The 15,942-nt window shown below is 38.6% G+C and carries 15 protein-coding genes; 2 read left to right on the forward strand and 13 right to left on the reverse strand.

Annotated features, from left to right (window positions below):
• Nucleotides 1–238: 238 nt before the first annotated feature.
• The 7 genes from HPC67_RS13735 to HPC67_RS13765 form a co-directional block, all read right to left on the reverse strand.
• Entirely contained in the window at nucleotides 239–1,366 is a 1,128-nt protein-coding gene (locus HPC67_RS13735; RefSeq protein ID WP_217588859.1) for a response regulator, read from the reverse strand.
• 136 nt (nucleotides 1,367–1,502) lie between these two features.
• Nucleotides 1,503–2,222, reverse strand: coding sequence for an N-acetylmuramoyl-L-alanine amidase CwlD (gene cwlD, locus HPC67_RS13740; protein ID WP_217588861.1), 720 nt, complete (start codon nucleotides 2,220–2,222; stop codon nucleotides 1,503–1,505).
• A 305-nt stretch (nucleotides 2,223–2,527) separates the two neighbouring features.
• Nucleotides 2,528–3,697: a GNAT family N-acetyltransferase gene (locus tag HPC67_RS13745; protein ID WP_217588863.1), complete on the reverse strand. Its 1,170-nt coding sequence runs from the start codon at nucleotides 3,695–3,697 to the stop codon at nucleotides 2,528–2,530.
• 126 nt (nucleotides 3,698–3,823) lie between these two features.
• The gene (phnE, locus tag HPC67_RS13750) at nucleotides 3,824–4,609 is read right to left on the reverse strand and encodes a phosphonate ABC transporter, permease protein PhnE (RefSeq protein WP_217588865.1); all 786 of its coding nucleotides are present in this window, start codon (nucleotides 4,607–4,609) and stop codon (nucleotides 3,824–3,826) included.
• Complete coding sequence (phnE, locus tag HPC67_RS13755; RefSeq protein WP_217588867.1) at nucleotides 4,606–5,388, reverse strand: phosphonate ABC transporter, permease protein PhnE; 783 nt, start codon at nucleotides 5,386–5,388, stop codon at nucleotides 4,606–4,608. The genes phnE (HPC67_RS13750) and phnE (HPC67_RS13755) overlap by 4 nt, the downstream gene beginning before the upstream one ends.
• Nucleotides 5,385–6,155, reverse strand: coding sequence for a phosphonate ABC transporter ATP-binding protein (gene phnC / locus HPC67_RS13760; RefSeq protein ID WP_217588868.1), 771 nt, complete (start codon nucleotides 6,153–6,155; stop codon nucleotides 5,385–5,387). The genes phnE (HPC67_RS13755) and phnC overlap by 4 nt, the downstream gene beginning before the upstream one ends.
• A gap of 104 nt (nucleotides 6,156–6,259) precedes the next feature.
• Nucleotides 6,260–7,168, reverse strand: coding sequence for a phosphate/phosphite/phosphonate ABC transporter substrate-binding protein (locus HPC67_RS13765; protein WP_217588870.1), 909 nt, complete (start codon nucleotides 7,166–7,168; stop codon nucleotides 6,260–6,262).
• A gap of 1,192 nt (nucleotides 7,169–8,360) precedes the next feature.
• On the opposite strand from HPC67_RS13765, the gene HPC67_RS13770 reads away from it, so the two are divergent.
• The gene (locus HPC67_RS13770) at nucleotides 8,361–9,680 is read left to right on the forward strand and encodes an alpha/beta fold hydrolase (protein WP_217588880.1); all 1,320 of its coding nucleotides are present in this window, start codon (nucleotides 8,361–8,363) and stop codon (nucleotides 9,678–9,680) included.
• A 288-nt stretch (nucleotides 9,681–9,968) separates the two neighbouring features.
• Here the strand turns inward: HPC67_RS13770 and HPC67_RS13775 are convergent, their stop codons facing one another.
• From HPC67_RS13775 to HPC67_RS13790, 4 genes are all read right to left on the reverse strand, one after another.
• Nucleotides 9,969–10,970 carry a phosphotransferase enzyme family protein gene (locus HPC67_RS13775; protein ID WP_217588882.1) on the reverse strand — a complete coding sequence of 334 codons (1,002 nt, stop codon included), beginning with the start codon at nucleotides 10,968–10,970 and terminating at the stop codon, nucleotides 9,969–9,971.
• Between the two features lie 200 nt (nucleotides 10,971–11,170).
• Nucleotides 11,171–11,353: a hypothetical protein gene (locus tag HPC67_RS13780; protein WP_217588884.1), complete on the reverse strand. Its 183-nt coding sequence runs from the start codon at nucleotides 11,351–11,353 to the stop codon at nucleotides 11,171–11,173.
• A gap of 683 nt (nucleotides 11,354–12,036) precedes the next feature.
• Nucleotides 12,037–12,810 (reverse strand): GNAT family N-acetyltransferase, encoded by a 774-nt coding sequence (locus tag HPC67_RS13785; protein ID WP_217588885.1) that lies wholly within the window; start codon nucleotides 12,808–12,810, stop codon nucleotides 12,037–12,039.
• A gap of 636 nt (nucleotides 12,811–13,446) precedes the next feature.
• Nucleotides 13,447–13,890 (reverse strand): JAB domain-containing protein, encoded by a 444-nt coding sequence (locus tag HPC67_RS13790; RefSeq protein ID WP_217588887.1) that lies wholly within the window; start codon nucleotides 13,888–13,890, stop codon nucleotides 13,447–13,449.
• Between the two features lie 392 nt (nucleotides 13,891–14,282).
• Here HPC67_RS13790 and HPC67_RS13795 point away from each other — a divergent pair, with 392 nt between their 5' ends.
• Complete coding sequence (locus tag HPC67_RS13795) at nucleotides 14,283–14,945, forward strand: site-specific integrase (protein WP_343327849.1); 663 nt, start codon at nucleotides 14,283–14,285, stop codon at nucleotides 14,943–14,945.
• Between the two features lie 68 nt (nucleotides 14,946–15,013).
• On the opposite strand, the gene rpsI is transcribed toward HPC67_RS13795, so the two are convergent.
• Both rpsI and rplM read right to left on the reverse strand, forming a co-directional pair.
• Entirely contained in the window at nucleotides 15,014–15,406 is a 393-nt protein-coding gene (gene rpsI, locus HPC67_RS13800) for a 30S ribosomal protein S9 (RefSeq protein WP_217588895.1), read from the reverse strand.
• 18 nt (nucleotides 15,407–15,424) lie between these two features.
• The gene (gene rplM, locus HPC67_RS13805) at nucleotides 15,425–15,862 is read right to left on the reverse strand and encodes a 50S ribosomal protein L13 (RefSeq protein ID WP_217588897.1); all 438 of its coding nucleotides are present in this window, start codon (nucleotides 15,860–15,862) and stop codon (nucleotides 15,425–15,427) included.
• Nucleotides 15,863–15,942: the final 80 nt, after the last annotated feature.

A 15,942-nucleotide genomic window follows, 5' to 3' on the forward strand; every position in this document is an offset into this window, starting at 1 on the left:
AATTTAATAGAAACAACTCGACAAAACCTCAACAACAACCGAAAATATGACAAATTACAACATACACACTGGGTATAATGTACTATTCGCGTGAAAGGTGGGGTGTTTTTTTAAAATCATTTCTTTTTTTGAGTCATATAAAAACACTAAAGAAGGATTGAATGCAAAAAAAATACACTAGATTCTTCCACAGGACTTTACCTACTGGAAGGAATCAGTGCTTTTTATAAATGAATCTCTATTGTCTATTTTTCCAACGGCTATACCAGTTCGCAATCTCTGAATTCATACTAATCCCTATGTCTTCGAGGGCACGCTTCAAGTCATTATAATGATGATAGACTAACATTGGATAACCGTGATTCGCATATACTCTCATAAGGGTGAATGCAGCGCGCTCTTCTTCAGGACGCACGTTGCATATTTTAATATACCAAGTTTGTGCTTCTTCCATACAATCATGTTTATAATAGCAGTCTGCAATTTTATAAGCATAACTCAACCAAAGCTGTTCAAGGCGATAACGTTCCGATTCTGCCCATACATAGCCATACTTATCAAGATAAGGGGCTGTATATAATGCCATGATCGATTCATATGTAAATACCGTATCTAAGTTCAACTCTTGCGTAGATGTTATACGTTGCGCCCATTCTGTAATATCAAGCGTGACATTATGAGTTTGAAGGACGTAACCTTCACCTTTATTTTCGACCTTTAAATGATCTTTATATACCAATAGCGTTTTTCGAACATGATATATAGCAGTATAAAGCTGCGAGAATGCTTTCGCAGGCTCATCTGTTGGCCAAAGCAGTTCAATTAATTCTGACTTACGAACCGGCTGACCAACGTGATGTAGAAGATATAGAAATAATTCCTCTGCTTTAGACGTTCGCCATTGAAGTGTCTCCGGTGTACGATTAGCCGTCGTGATGGTAAGCTCACCAAACACATTGACCTGCAATTGATCATGATTCGAAGGTGGATTATTACCATCCGCTTTATGATTTGCTTCAAGGCGCTTGACTGTTTGAGTCAAGCGGTCTAATTGAACAGGCTTCATAAGATAATCCAATGCGTTTAATTCAAACGCTTGAACCGCATATTCATTGTACGCTGTCACAAAAACAATCATGATGTTCGGGTTCTTATTTAAAATTTGCTCTGCCAGCTCAAGTCCATTGACTTCAGGCATGTCAATATCGAGAAAAACTGTGTCAATCTCCATTAATAAATGTGTCTGCGCTTCGACGTCAAAATACGTAAACGTGCCTTCAACCGTCATGTCACTTATTTTGTTTATCTGACGCTCCAGGAACTCAAGCGCAAGATGTTCATCATCTACGAGTATGGCTTTCATCATTCCATTCTCCTCTTCTGCACATTAATAACATTTTAAATGGTATCACACACAAATCGAAAAGGAAAAAAATAACAACTACATCTAGGAAAAGAGGGATAGAATTAGAGCGCCTTTATAGAAATGCAATTGAATCGTATCAGTCCTGTTCCTCCGGATCCTCAGTCACATAACGTAAAATCCCCTGATAAATACTTCCCGCCATTTGCTGTTGATACCCCTCTTGATTGAGCTGGTCGCGCTCTTGAGCATTTGACAAAAAGCCAATTTCAACGAGGGTAGACGGCACTTCGGCATGCTTAAGTAAATAAAGCGTATTAACTGCTAATGGCGTTCGCGTTGTATTTTCTAGGTTACGGGTTATTTCTGACTGAATCATCGTAGCCAAATGCTTACTTTCATCAAACTTTGGATGGTAGAACGTCTGCGCGCCGCTCCATTGTGGTGATGGAATGGCATTTAAATGAATGGTCACAAAAAAGTCCGCCTCTTTTTCCTTGATGAAAGCCATACGATTTCTAATATCCTCAGCTTTACGTCTTGATAAGCCTTGCGTCCCTTTATCCGCTAGATCTGTATCTGTTTCTCGTGTCATATAGACGAGCGCACCTGCTTGCTGTAAGTAATCTTTTAGCTTCTTGGCAACATTTAAGGCAATGTCTTTTTCTAAGATATCGCCTGCCCCAACCGCACCGCCATCTGCGCCGCCATGACCAGGATCAATAACGATCGTCTTCCCCGTTAATGGTAATGACCATGTTTTCCATACATCATCAGCTTGTGGAATGGGTGCCATAATTAAAAATACGAGCACGCCCACGCCTGCTAGCCACGCTATTACATGATTGATTCGCCTCATGTGCCTCGCCCCTTATACAATCTGCTTGTATATCGTATGGGACAAGGCACAGGATTATGACTGATCGCATTCAAAAGAGCGATCATTCCCCCAGCCGCATAACGTCATATTGGGCCGCATATATTCCAATCCCCACGTATAAATTATATTTGAGACGTATATATTGAAAACAAAGCGTATATATCAATAACGCGCCGCATAACCGTCCAGCCAGCCGCATAAATTGCAAAACGGCCGCATACGCCGTTCCTGATCTGCAGCACTGAACACTATTAAACAATCTAACTCATCCATAATTCCTAATTCTAGAAAAAATCAGCGGTATAAACACGGTGCTGAGGAATCATCTGTTCAAGCGCTTCAACATCAGCTCTACGTGCGTTTAAAAGCCCAGCTTCTTTTAAAGCGGTTGGACGCTTATAACCAAGGAGCATCATCGTTAACAGTTGAACCGAGCACTTAACACCTTGGTCATTTACATGATTTTGAATGGCTGTCACACGTGTAGCTCCATCAGTTTGTGTGACATGATATGTCCCACTGTTTTCCGGCATAAATTCGTCTTCTACAGAAAGCTTTACACTGTGATTCACAGCTTCAAATGGGTATGCCTGCAAAAAACCAGGTACATCCACGATACGTGCCATGAAATACGGTGACAGCTTTTGTTCATAACGCGGATCGTCTACGTGCAAGACAAGTGGATCGTCCTCTGGTAAAACAATTTTAACCTTTTCAGCCATTGAATCATGCTGACCGATAAATTGGTACAGCAGCCAGCGTGCGTTTAAATCGGCAAACGCGATATCTGTGACCGTTAATACGTCTTTTTTCACGTGATAAATGACGTAGCCAACCGGCTTATCATCCTGATTATAGGCGACAGCGATATGGTGTTTATCCTTTAACACGCGATCACGCCACCAGCCTTCATCACGCTTGAGCGTTCCTGTAAATTGCGTAGCATACGCAGTATAAATGGAATCAAGCACGTTCAAATCGCCTTCAACCCGACGTACGTAGCCTTCAGGGTTCCAGCGCTTTTTAAAAGCTGACATCGGGATGTCACATCGCACTTCATTAAAGGCAAGCTCCCAACCATATTTCCGATAAAACGTAAAAGAAAAAGGATAAAGAAATGACAGCATTTGACCTTCTGCGCGCATATGCTTTAAAGCATGTGTTAATAAATCCTTCACAAGGCCTTGGCGACGATACTCTGGCCATGTCGCAACAGAGCTAATCCCGCCCATTTTGAACACTTTTCCTTTAATATAGACCGATAAAGGAATGAGGTGCGTTTTAGCAGCGAGATTCCCATCAACAAACATTCCCCAAATCACATGGCGTTCAGCTTCCTTCACCTTTTTATCCATCTCTTCTGGAGATAGCTCATACTGAAAGGCGAACTGTGACAACGCAAATATGTCATCCTGATGTAACTTTGCATCCAAAGTTTTTAACGTTTTATTCATCGGGCATTCCTCCTCTTTTTGACTATACCATAGCTCTAGCGCTTTGCTAAATGGATTGTGTCCTAAAGAGGCTTTCCAAATATTAAAATGACGTGCCTCACCTTTTCTTGAACACTCTGCACGTCGTTACGTTAGTCGGGCTCTTATTTTACCTGAAATGATATCAATCACAGTAACCATGACGATGATACCGAGTAAAATAATGCCGACACGTTCCCAATCTCTGACACTCAAGGCGAAAATGAGTGGTGTGCCAATACCCCCCGCTCCAATAACACCAAGTACCGTCGCTGCACGGACGTTCACTTCAAGACGATACATGATAAACGAAAAGAAATTAGGCAACACCTCTGGCACAATGGCAAACATAAACGTTTTGATCGGATTACCACCTGTCGCAATCAGGGCTTCTCGTGCACTTAAATCCACCCCTTCTATGCTTTCCGAAATGAGCTTTCCGAGCATGCCTACCGCTCCAATACCAAGTGCTAGCACACCAGCAAAGGCACCCGGACCAACCGCTTTAATAAACAGCAGCGCAAGAACGATATCAGGAAACACACGGATAAAGCTAAGGATAAATTTATTCGTCCCGACGATGGCCCGTGTTTTGACAATATTAGAGGAAGCCATAAATGAAAAAGGAATACAGAGAAATCCAGCAATGACCGTCCCTAAAAAAGCGATCGCAAGTGTATCGAGCAGGCCACGCAGTAAATCCTCTCCCGCTGGATCATAAATATAATCTAAATCAGGTTGTAACAGCCCTGAAAAAATCGATCCCATTACTTCCATTGATGTTTCCTTAATTTCTATAACAGGCAACCCTAATATTGCCCATACATAGATCAATACAACCGCCGCAATGATTAATAAACGTCTGCTATATACATACAGCCTCTGCTTCGTCATACTAATCTCTCCCTTACTTTCGTGCTGATGTAATCAATTAGTAGAACGACGAGCAGCGTATAAATAATAATCGAGGATGTTTTTTGATAATCGAGAAATCCGAGTGTCTGCTCATAATACAATCCAATTCCACCCGCCCCAACTAAGCCTAAAACCGCTGCAGCACGAATGTTAATCTCAAACGCATATAAAAAGAAGGACATGAACGCCGACATCACTTGGGGAATGACGCCAAACATGATCCATTTGATTTTATTCGCACCGACCGCCGTCATCGCCTCCATCGGTCCAGGGTCGATCGCTTCTACAGATTCATAAAATAACTTGGCAATAATACCGAGCGAAAACAGCATTAAAGCAAATATACCAGGAATCGGGCCGATACCAAATATAGCTACGAATAAAGCCGCCAATAACAGTTCAGGCAACGTTCGAATTAAATTTAAGATGAATCGGGCTGGCGTTGTAACCCAAGCTGTATGAAAAATATTACGAGCAGCCAATACAGACAGAGGAAATGCCAATAAACCGCCCAGTGTTGTGCCGATAACAGCCATACGAATGGTCTCTAAAATAGGTGCTGTAATGACCGAAAAATAACTCATATTAGGTGGAACCATACGCACGATCAAATCCCACATATTCGGAAGGCCATTCAATAACTGCAGCATTGACAGCTCAATTTGCCAGCTAAACACAACAATTAACACAACAACAATAAAAAGCGTCAACAACTGCTTCGTATGTCGTTTTCCAGGTTGAATAGGTGTTTCTTTCATGTCGCTGATTGCACCCTCTCCTCCGTCATTTGACGGCGTTGATAAATGTGTGCAAACACATCATCTGTGGCATCTTGAGGTGAACCATCAAAAACGACTTCACCAGCATCTAAGCCGATAATCCTTGTCGCATATGTACGCGCCAGTTCAATAGAATGAAGATTAACAACCATCGTAATACCGAGGTCTTGATTAATACGCTTTAAATCGTCCATAACATGTGTCGTCGTTACTGGATCAAGCGATGCAACCGGCTCATCCGCAAGTATTATCTCTGCTTCTTGCGCTAACGCCCGTGCGATTGACACCCTCTGCTGTTGCCCTCCAGACAATTGATCTGCACGGTTATAGGCTTTATCTTCAATATGAACACGCTTCAATGCCTCAAGCGCCAACTGCTTATCCGCTTTAGGAAACAAACCGAAAATCATACGCAGCGTTGAATGATAGCCTACTCGGCCAGATAACACATTTCTCAAAACCGATGACCGCCGAACAAGGTTGAAATTTTGAAAAATCATACCGATATTACGTCGTATGTCATATAAGGACTGACCTTTCGCCTTCGTAATAGAGGCCCCATTAACGAGAATGTCACCTTCAGTAATATCAATTAATCGGTTCATTGACCGTAACAAAGTCGATTTACCTGCACCCGATAAGCCAACGATTACGACGAATTCACCGCTATCAATGGTCAAATTAATGTTGTTCAAACCGACTGTTCCATCGGGATATGTTTTAGATACACCCTGCAATTCTATCAAGACAATTTACCTACCTTTTCTTATGAGTGAAAGGAGGCTGACAGCACAACCGCTTTGTCAGCCCTCCTTGTTTATATATGGATTGTTAAATGTCCCACAACGTCTTACTCTACTTCATTACTAACGGTTTCCTCGTACTCCCTTACAATGTCAAAATTGCTATCTTCAGAAGAAATATAGCCTTCATGCGAGTAGACATCCCGAATAATCTCACGGCCCTCTTCGTCTTTACCAATCGCAACAAATGCATCCGTTAATGCCTGTTTCAATTCGTCACTAATATCAGGGCGAACAGCGATCGTATCGTTCGGAATCCCCTTCGTAAACTCTAAAATTCTCGTTTCCTCAAACACATTTTCATAATCACCTTTAACGATATTACGTGCATCCTGGAATGTAACTGCTACGTCAACGTCTTTATTTAACAGTGAGATAATAGCTTGGTCATGACCTTTTAATGTGACAGGTGACATATCATTCAATGGATGGATACCGGCTTCCAATAGAGTAGCGGCTGGCCAAACAAATCCAGCTGAAGAGGTTACATTTTGATAACCAATTTTTTTGCCTTTTAAATCTTCAATTGATTGAATATCAGAATCAGCTCGGACAATAAAAATAGACTTATAAAAATCAACGAGTTCATCAGTCGGTGAACCATCGTCATTCACACCATATCGCTGTGATTGTAAAATGACTTCTGCAGCACCTTTTTCTTCAGCGAGCACATAAGCAGTCGGTGGTAAGAATCCAACATCAACTTGGTCAGAGTCCATCGCTTCAATAATGGTATTGTAGTCTGTTGACACACTCACTTTAACAGGCATATCGAGCTCTTCACTTAGTAACTTTTCTAGCGGTTTTGCCTTTGCTTCAAGCGTATCAGCATTTTGCGACGGTACAAATTGCACCGAAATCTCCTCCGGGTCCTTCGACGACGCTTCACCCGAGCATGCCGCGAGTACAACTGCTGCTAACATCATCATAAAACTTACTTTAAACAACTTTCTCATTTGATCCCCTCCAATTAGATGTAAAACTTTAAGATGCTCATTTGCACCCTGTCTACCATGTATGGTGTTTGTTTATGTATACACCGCCATACAGTGACCACACCCCCATAACGTTTATCATGTGTGTGCTACAGAAACAGTCTAACAAACAGATGTTGAGCTTCGATTAACGTCATGTAAAGAAAATGTATATTTTTCAGAAGAACATAAATTAGTTGTAAATATGAGAGGGAAAAGAATATTAGCGATAGAACATACGCTATATATCATTGATCAGACTATGAGGTCTGATTGCTAAGATGTGAGTCATTCGTCAGCAATGTGATCTTCTTCTTCAAAAAATGACAGATAACGTTATTTCCGGGGAAATATTTTTCATTTCGACAGCATTAGATTGAGAGGTATAACTGAATTCATATTAATTAAGTACGTGTCCATAAAAGTCACTATGTTTATTTTGAATGCAAAATGAGGTATAATATATATAGGAAATCATACAGTAATAAAAGACCGCTCATGCTGGTACATGGAACGGTCTCGTGTGTAAAAGCCCTTCAAGGGGGCAGCTCACATATTTAGGTCAGAAAAGTAACCAACCAAAATGCGGCTAGGCATTCATCGGGTGGTTACTTTTTTTGTTCTGACAGTATAGCTACAACTAAGGTTGCGAACGTCATCATATCACCCCCCTCTCAAAAAAAGAGGTGAATGACCACCCGTGAAAGCCCCTATGTCCATTGTTTGTAGTTTTCTGTTCTCATTTTTCCTTTCAACCAATTATTAATATCAAGTCATTCACATTCAAGCAAGAGACTCTCAATAACCTCTACTCCAAAATAATCTATAATGCTTTGCGAGTTGTTTCTCAAACCATAGGCCAAACGATTGCAGACACACATTCGCGACTCTTATGGACAATGCAGGTACAAATAGGCTAACCAGTAGACGAATTATGGAGCGTGCTTCTAAGAACGCCACAGATAAAGTATACACACACTAAGATATCGAACAGCTACTTATAGCTATTGAGATGCTTGAATAAACCGCTTTCTTCAGCAAAGCATTAAATAAAAATAATTTTGAATAATAAAATGTTATACTTGTTGTAATAAATTGGTACAGATACTCGGCGAACGGCCCAAGTTACGGGACATCAAATTTATAATTTTAGGTTGTCTGGGGGGTATTCATTATGGAAAGCAACACTATACGAGGCGTTCTTAAGGAGGAAAAAGAGCCTGTAATCATCATTGATAAGCTGCATTCTTATATCGATGAGGAAATTAATATAAAAGTAATAAACTGTGAACCAAATGAGATGGTTACACTTAAAGCAACAATGCGAGATGATATGGGTAAGAACTTTGAATCGGAGGCAACTTTTCAAGCAAGGAAAGATGGGACTGTTTCACTTTCCCACGAAAAACCTGTAGAGGGATCGTATCATGAAATAGACAGCTTTGGATTATTTTGGTCCATGGAAGACCAACACTCGACACATGGTGATTTTTTTTATAAACAAAATTCTGATGCAGTTTCAGTAAACCTTTCATTGGAAATATCCGGTCAAATTCTTGATACGATTAACATGACCCGTCACTTTTATAAAGAAGATATTAGAAGAGAAGTTATAAAATCAAATACATTCACAGGTGTTTTGTATCATCCTGTGAAGGAAGGGAAATACCCAGGTGTGTTACTTCTAGGTGGGTCAGATGGCGGTTATTTGGAACCAGCTGCAGCTCTGTTAGCTTCCTATGGATATACGGTGCTGTCATTAGCTTATTTTGGTCTCGAGAGCGTTCCAGATAACTTAGAAAGAATTCCTTTAGAGTATTTCGAAAAAGCTACCTATTGGTTAAAAAAGCATCCATTTGTTAATCAACAAGTATCATTAATTGGATTCTCAAGAGGAGGGGAACTAGCTCTCCAGTTAAGTTCCACTTATGATGAATATAAAGCCGTAATTGCAGTTTCACCAAGTAGTTATGTCACATCGGGCATGAAAAATGGCGTGTTTGCTCCAATACCTTCTTGGACTTTCAATGGAAAAGATTTGCCTTATATGAAATTCTCTTATCCACCTTCTATGATTTTCTCCATGTTTCTCAATTGGATATTCAAGCGTCCATCTTCTTTTTTATCTATTTGGAGACGTTCGATGAGAAATGCCAAAAAACTAGAAGAGGCACGAATTCGTGTAGAAAATATCAATGCTCCTGTGCTATCGATTTCTGGAAGTGATGACCACTTATGGCCATCTGATACATTTGTAAAAAGAATGGAAAATTATTTATCAAATCATCACGATCAACACAAACACCTTCTCTACCAAAAAGCCGGTCATTTCTTGGCTTTTCCGTACAGTTTCCCTTCGCTTCCAAGTAACATCATTATGCAGTTGGGAAAAGGCATGGCAATAAAATTTGGTGGGACAAAATCAGCGAATGCAAGAGCAACAATAGATGCATGGAGAGAAATAAAGGAATTTCTTAAAACAACCAATGCATGAATAGCGTTGTTCCGGAAACGGGCACGATGATATCAGAACATGAAAAAGCCCTCTCTGCTCGATAAGAGCAAAGAGGGCAAAACCTTGATATATAAGGTTGGTTACCGTTTTGAGAAATATACTAATTCGCCTAAGGTATATTGAATCCATGTAAATCCATTTACATCAATGTTTTGCGGATTTCAATTTGGATAAAAGTGTATAAATGGGTATTGAAAATGATATTACTTGAACCTATTTGAACCAAATGACAGTTGTTAGTTGAATACTCTTTACGAAAAAAGTTTACTACTCTATTTCCAACAGAAAGGACTTTTTATCGAGGAAAGCCTTACAATAATTTTGTGTAACATAAGGTATTCTCCGCTGTATCCATTCGTGAGATTCTTGATTATTTACCATAAAACCAAAAGCTCCAAAAATAGCTAATATAAATCCCGCACTTATTAGCAATTCGTCTTCTTCATTAAGGACTCTTAATGTTTTGTATCCTTCTAACACCATTTTTCTATGATTAATATTGAAAGTTGTAAGTGTAATGCCAATATCGAATAAATAATAACCATAGCCAGAGAAGCCAAAATCAATAGGGATAACAGTATCATTATTTACAATAATGTTTCCCCCTTGTAGGTCAGCGTGAATAATTCCCCAACTATTATTCACTTTTGGTGTTCTATCAAAAATAATTTCTATATATTTCATAGTGTCTAAGATCACATTATACTGTCTAGACGTAAATAATTTTATCTCATGACCATACTGTAATCTTTCAGTTAAATTCCTATACTTTTCAATATCGTAATTTGGTCGTATAAATGGTTGTGGGACAACCCAGTTATTGGAGAAATTATGTAATTGCGCTAATACAACTCCCACTTCATAAGCAAGTTTTTCTGAATTTAGTTCCTTTCCTGTAAAATCAACACCATCTTTCCAAGAAAGGAGTGTTGCCAATGGAAAAAAATTACTTTCCACATCAACAATTGTAGAAACTAAGTTTCCTTTTTTGTTTTTAACTGGTTTCTGTAGAGGTAAAGAAGTTTGTTTGTTTAAACTATTTAACAATTCCATCTCTGCATTTATGCCTTCAAAGGTATGCTGTACCCCTTGTAGTCCAGAAGTAATAGGGGAGTGAATCCGCAAAACATAAGAATTATTATCCTCATTATTATTTATTTTTAATGTAATGTTGTCGTTATGTCGTATAAAACTTGAGGAAAAGTCAGTAATCCCATAGTGTTCTAGAGCTACTTTAATAAGTTTGTCGTAGTTAATAGTTTTTTTCATTTAAGATTTCTCCTCGTTATAGAAAATAATTTATCAATTTATAACTAACTTACCGATAATCCCAAGATCTTTATAGGCTATTTAACAATATTACCATAATTTTCCAAAGTAGTTGCTAAAAAAAATAAAGTCCATCGATTTGATGATCCTTATTTTTTTGCACCCGTTTGTTGAATAAGAACTAAAGATGGTTAGTATAATTATAATTTATTAATTTCTCCAAAGGTAATTTTCATGCTAGGGGCGTATATTAAAGAGGAATCCATCTCAAATACTTGTGAAAACAGTAATTCAGCCTCAAATTGTTCCTGTGCTTCCTTAACTATGACCCCTCGTTTTTCCATACTTTTAATAAACTGATCTTTTATTAACTGGTTCTCCACATACTCCGTCTTCTTTGAGCGAATTAAACAATTTTTGTTTTTCTTATTGATTCATATCAGGATGGAGGAAATTAACCTTATCACTGACCCGGCACGCAATATTTTCCACACGCTTTACCCTTCGCGCTCTTTGAAGTGGGGGTCTTCTCGCTTAGAATGATAAACTTTCAAACGACGTAAAATCATATCCCGAAATTAATGCCTGAAAAGAAGCATGAACAAGAAGATGCTTTATAACTGTTAGACTCTATATAGAGAACACAAAAAGCACCGACATTTCTGTCAGTGCTTTAAATGTAATTTTATCGTTGTATTCAAATATGGATCAACTTGCATCGAAATGTGCATGCAAACCCTTGATACGAGAGCATTCGCTCTAGCGTTTTGAGAAATATACAGATAAATTTCAAGTATATTTAATACATCATAATCCATTTATATCAATGTTTCTTGAAATTAAAAATGTATAATAACGTATGAAAAAGTATTGAAAATGATATTGCTTGAACCAATTTGAACCAAAGTGATTGATGTTAGTTGAATACAATGTTAACTTGCTTTCAAGAACCCTGGGCGTGGTTTGTCCCACAATAGCGCCCGTTAGAGTAACAGCAAACAAATACTTCTCTTACAAGTCAAAGAAGTTGCCTATTACCTTAGAAGACATACGCCCCCTATGAATTTTATTCATTATGATTAATAAAATAGGTATCGTATGTCTCCTTAAATACGTAGCCTAGTTTTTTAGCTAATTCAACGGATTCAATATTTGCTCCATCCCAACTAGGATATTTCCCATTATCAAGGCAATCTAGGATCAGTGAAGAGGCCACTATAGTCGCCAAACCTTTTCTTCTGTATTCGGGATGTGTAGCAATTTCGATCTCAATACCACCATCATATACACTAAAAGACGTCGCTGCAGTAACGACCTTTCCCTCATGGATTATGGAATACCCTACACCTCTTTTAATAAAATCATCTATGGATTCAAATTGACTTACAAAGTCCTCTGATAACTCCTGGAAAGACGGGGCATTTGCTATATTACTATCAATTTTTTTAATTTCATATCCATCCGGTAATGAAGACAACAAGTTCAGTATATGTGCCTTATTTAAATGCTCTGGTTTCTTTTCAAATCTGTATCGTTGAAACTTTTCAATTTTACCATTATGAACAGACTCTATACGATTTTTCCATTCATCAGAATCAACAATTGCAAGTGTGAATTCAGGGAGATTGTAGAGCAATTCCACAGCTTCTTTAGTAGTGGAATCGCCAGCATAAAACACAAAAATCCCTACCGTAATCTGGGCAACCGTTGGAGTCTCAAGGTTGTCTACCCAAGCATCTCCCATATGTCCTTGAAGATATGAAAGAACAATAGTACTATCAATACTTTCAAACATAGGTTCCAATTTTTTCTTCACTTCTGCATTTGCTTTATAAATCATTTAATTCCTCTTTTCTTAAAGTATTATTTAATTACGTTTGTCCACATATGTTTTGCTTAATGGCTCTTTTAATGCCAAATACGAGTGCTATGATAACCTCTTTAACGTCCATCGGCTAATAATACCTAAAATAGTTATTCCATTCGATCACCTCTCAAGAGAAGTAACCAAGGGTATCAAACAGTCGTTTAGCAATGTCTAAAAATACAAAAAGCCACAAAGCTATATAAAATAACCCTGTGGCTCAAATGCTAATTCAGAATATAAATGCCTTTAACAAGTCGCACATCATAACATGATGGTCAAGCAAATTTTAAAAGACCCGAATGAGTGAGACAAGAAAATTCAATTCCCAAGGTAAACTTCATTAAGTTTATGAATTGCATAGTCTCACCTCAATTTAATAACGTTATGAAAATATTACCACATCAATAATAATAAATCAATATTTAAATAGAATGCACGTTTTCCGGTTTACCACAAAATGGCCCTATCGTGGAACAAAGATCAATCTGGACTACTTCACTAAACTACCCGCTAGATTCTTATTATATATTAATTCTAATAATTGTACTGCCAAAACTTACGGAAAATACAAAAAAATCTTGGAGAAAAAAAGGGAGATATTTCCCCCTTTTAAATATAGCCTCTTTCTTTCAGGCTAGTAAAACTGGTCTCGCTATTTACTACTAAGTGATCGAGTACTTCGATGCCTAGTAACTTTCCAGCCTCGACTAATCTCTTTGTAACGTTAATGTCTTCCATCGATGGTGTTATATCACCACTTGGATGCTGATGTGCAACTATGACACTTGCTGCGTTATTAAGTATTATTGCTTTAAACACCTCACGTGGATGAACGAGTGAGGCATTCAACGAACCAACATGACAACGATGAACTGTGACAACATTATTCTTCGTATTTAAACACATAACAAAAAACACTTCACGATCATCACGACCAATAAAGCGAGATGCGATCTTTGCTCCGTCTTCTGGACTACGAATGATATAATCAACACCCTCTTCTGCCTCTCTGATAACTTGTTCAATACGAACTACTTCCAAAATGGTTTCCATGTAGATCAACCTTTCTATGATTTTTGACCTTTTTGGTCACCATTTAGAGAATCTTCGCATCAATTAATGCCAAGTGGCGTAAGTAGCAAAGCTATCGATTGATTCGTATATGTTTTGGGGAAGTCCAATGAATTAGGGTGCGTTAAAAGCGTTATATGCTTTCTTACGCACCCTTATCCTACTTGGCTGACTCGTAACATCCGAAGAACGAAGACCCTTTATATAATCGATAATGCGTTCTTGCTTTATGGACGCATTAGGAGATTAAAATTAGGGGAGCTGAAAAGGAAGAAACAAACTCATAATACAACGCCGAACAGGCATTACAAGAATTAAACAAATAAATAAAATAAGCAGGAGATGATGCACACTCCCGAAAAACAACACATGAAGTGCTTCTTAAAATTAAAACGTCTTTACGTGACGCATACGCTCGTGGTTATATTACGAACGACTTTGCTCGTTTAGTAAAGACACGCGGAGAAAATCCACCTAAGCGAAATAAGGCTTTATCTATTACAGATTTTAAGAAGTTGCGTAATTACGTTGTACAGCATCCAGAAGATGAATTTAACGTACTGGTATTACTTGCATTAGAAACAGGCATGCGACGGGGAGAGCTACTAGCAATACGACCTGAGAGCCTGTATGAGTACGGTATAAAAGTTAGACATTCCATTAGTCCAACTTCTGATGATACTTCATTAAAGACACAAAATGCAAAACGTGATGTTTCTATCAACAAAGGAGTGTATGAGCTTCTTCGCAAAATTCCAGTGAAAGAGAATGGTTATATTTTTAGTTTTGGTGGTTTTAAGCAATCCGAACAATTAGCCGAGTTATTGACTGAATTAGACATTAAAAAAACAACTTTTCACGGATTGAGAGATACACACGCATCATTTTTATTTGCTCAAGACATTGATATTGCATATGTATCAAAGCGATTAGGTCACATTAATATCCAAACCACACAAAATTATTATCTGGAATTAATGCCAGAAAAAAAGCACCAGCAGGATGCCGATGCTTTAAATCTGTTAAGTGCTCTATAAAATTAACGTTAATTTGCACCAACTTGCACCAAAAAACCTTTGCAAACGTTGGTATATCAACAATCCTATTAACGTTTTGAGAACTGTGGTGCACGACGTGCTTTTTTAAGACCGTATTTCTTACGTTCAACCATACGTGGGTCACGTGTAAGGAATCCTTCACGCTTCAACGCTGTACGGTATTCAGGATCTGCTTCTAGAAGTGCGCGGGCAATGCCGTGACGGATTGCGCCAGCCTGTCCAGTAAAGCCACCTCCGTGAACGTTTACCAATACATCATATGTGCCTTCTGTTTCAGTAGCCGCAAGAGGCTGATTTAGAATAAGCAATTGTGTTTCGTATGGGAAATAGTCTTTTGCATCGCGTTTGTTAATAACGATACGTCCTGTTCCTGGAACGAGACGTACACGTGCTGTTGATCTTTTACGACGACCTGTGCCATAGTATTGAACTTGTGCCATTGGTTTACCTCCTTTTAATTACCCACGAAGCTCGTAAACTTCTGGTTGTTGTGCTTGATGATTATGTTCTGAACCTTTATAGACATGCAGTTTTTTAAACATTTTACGGCCGAGTGGACCTTTTGGCATCATACCTCTGATTGAAAGCTCAAGCATTCTTTCAGGGTACTTAGCTTGCATTTCTGCTGCGTTACGCTCTTTTAGTCCGCCAGGATGATTTGTGTGGCGGTAGTACATCTTATCGTTCATTTTGTTACCTGTTAGTTCAATCTTCTCTGCATTAATGATGATCACGTGATCACCTGTGTCAACGTGTGGTGTGTAAGTTGGCTTGTTCTTTCCACGAAGGATAGCAGCAACTTCACTGGATAGACGACCAAGACGCTTGCCTTCAGCATCTATCACATACCATTTGCGTTCAACGTTAGCTTCATTTGCCATGAAAGTCGTGCGCATAGTGAGTTTCCCTCCATTATTTCCGTCATTCATTTATTTTTTATCTCAACACAATTAGATTCCGGGGCTAATCGTGGTTT

It is taken from the genome of Lentibacillus saliphilus, assembly GCF_019093865.1.
Classification (GTDB): Bacteria; Bacillota; Bacilli; order Bacillales; family Amphibacillaceae; genus Lentibacillus_B; species Lentibacillus_B saliphilus.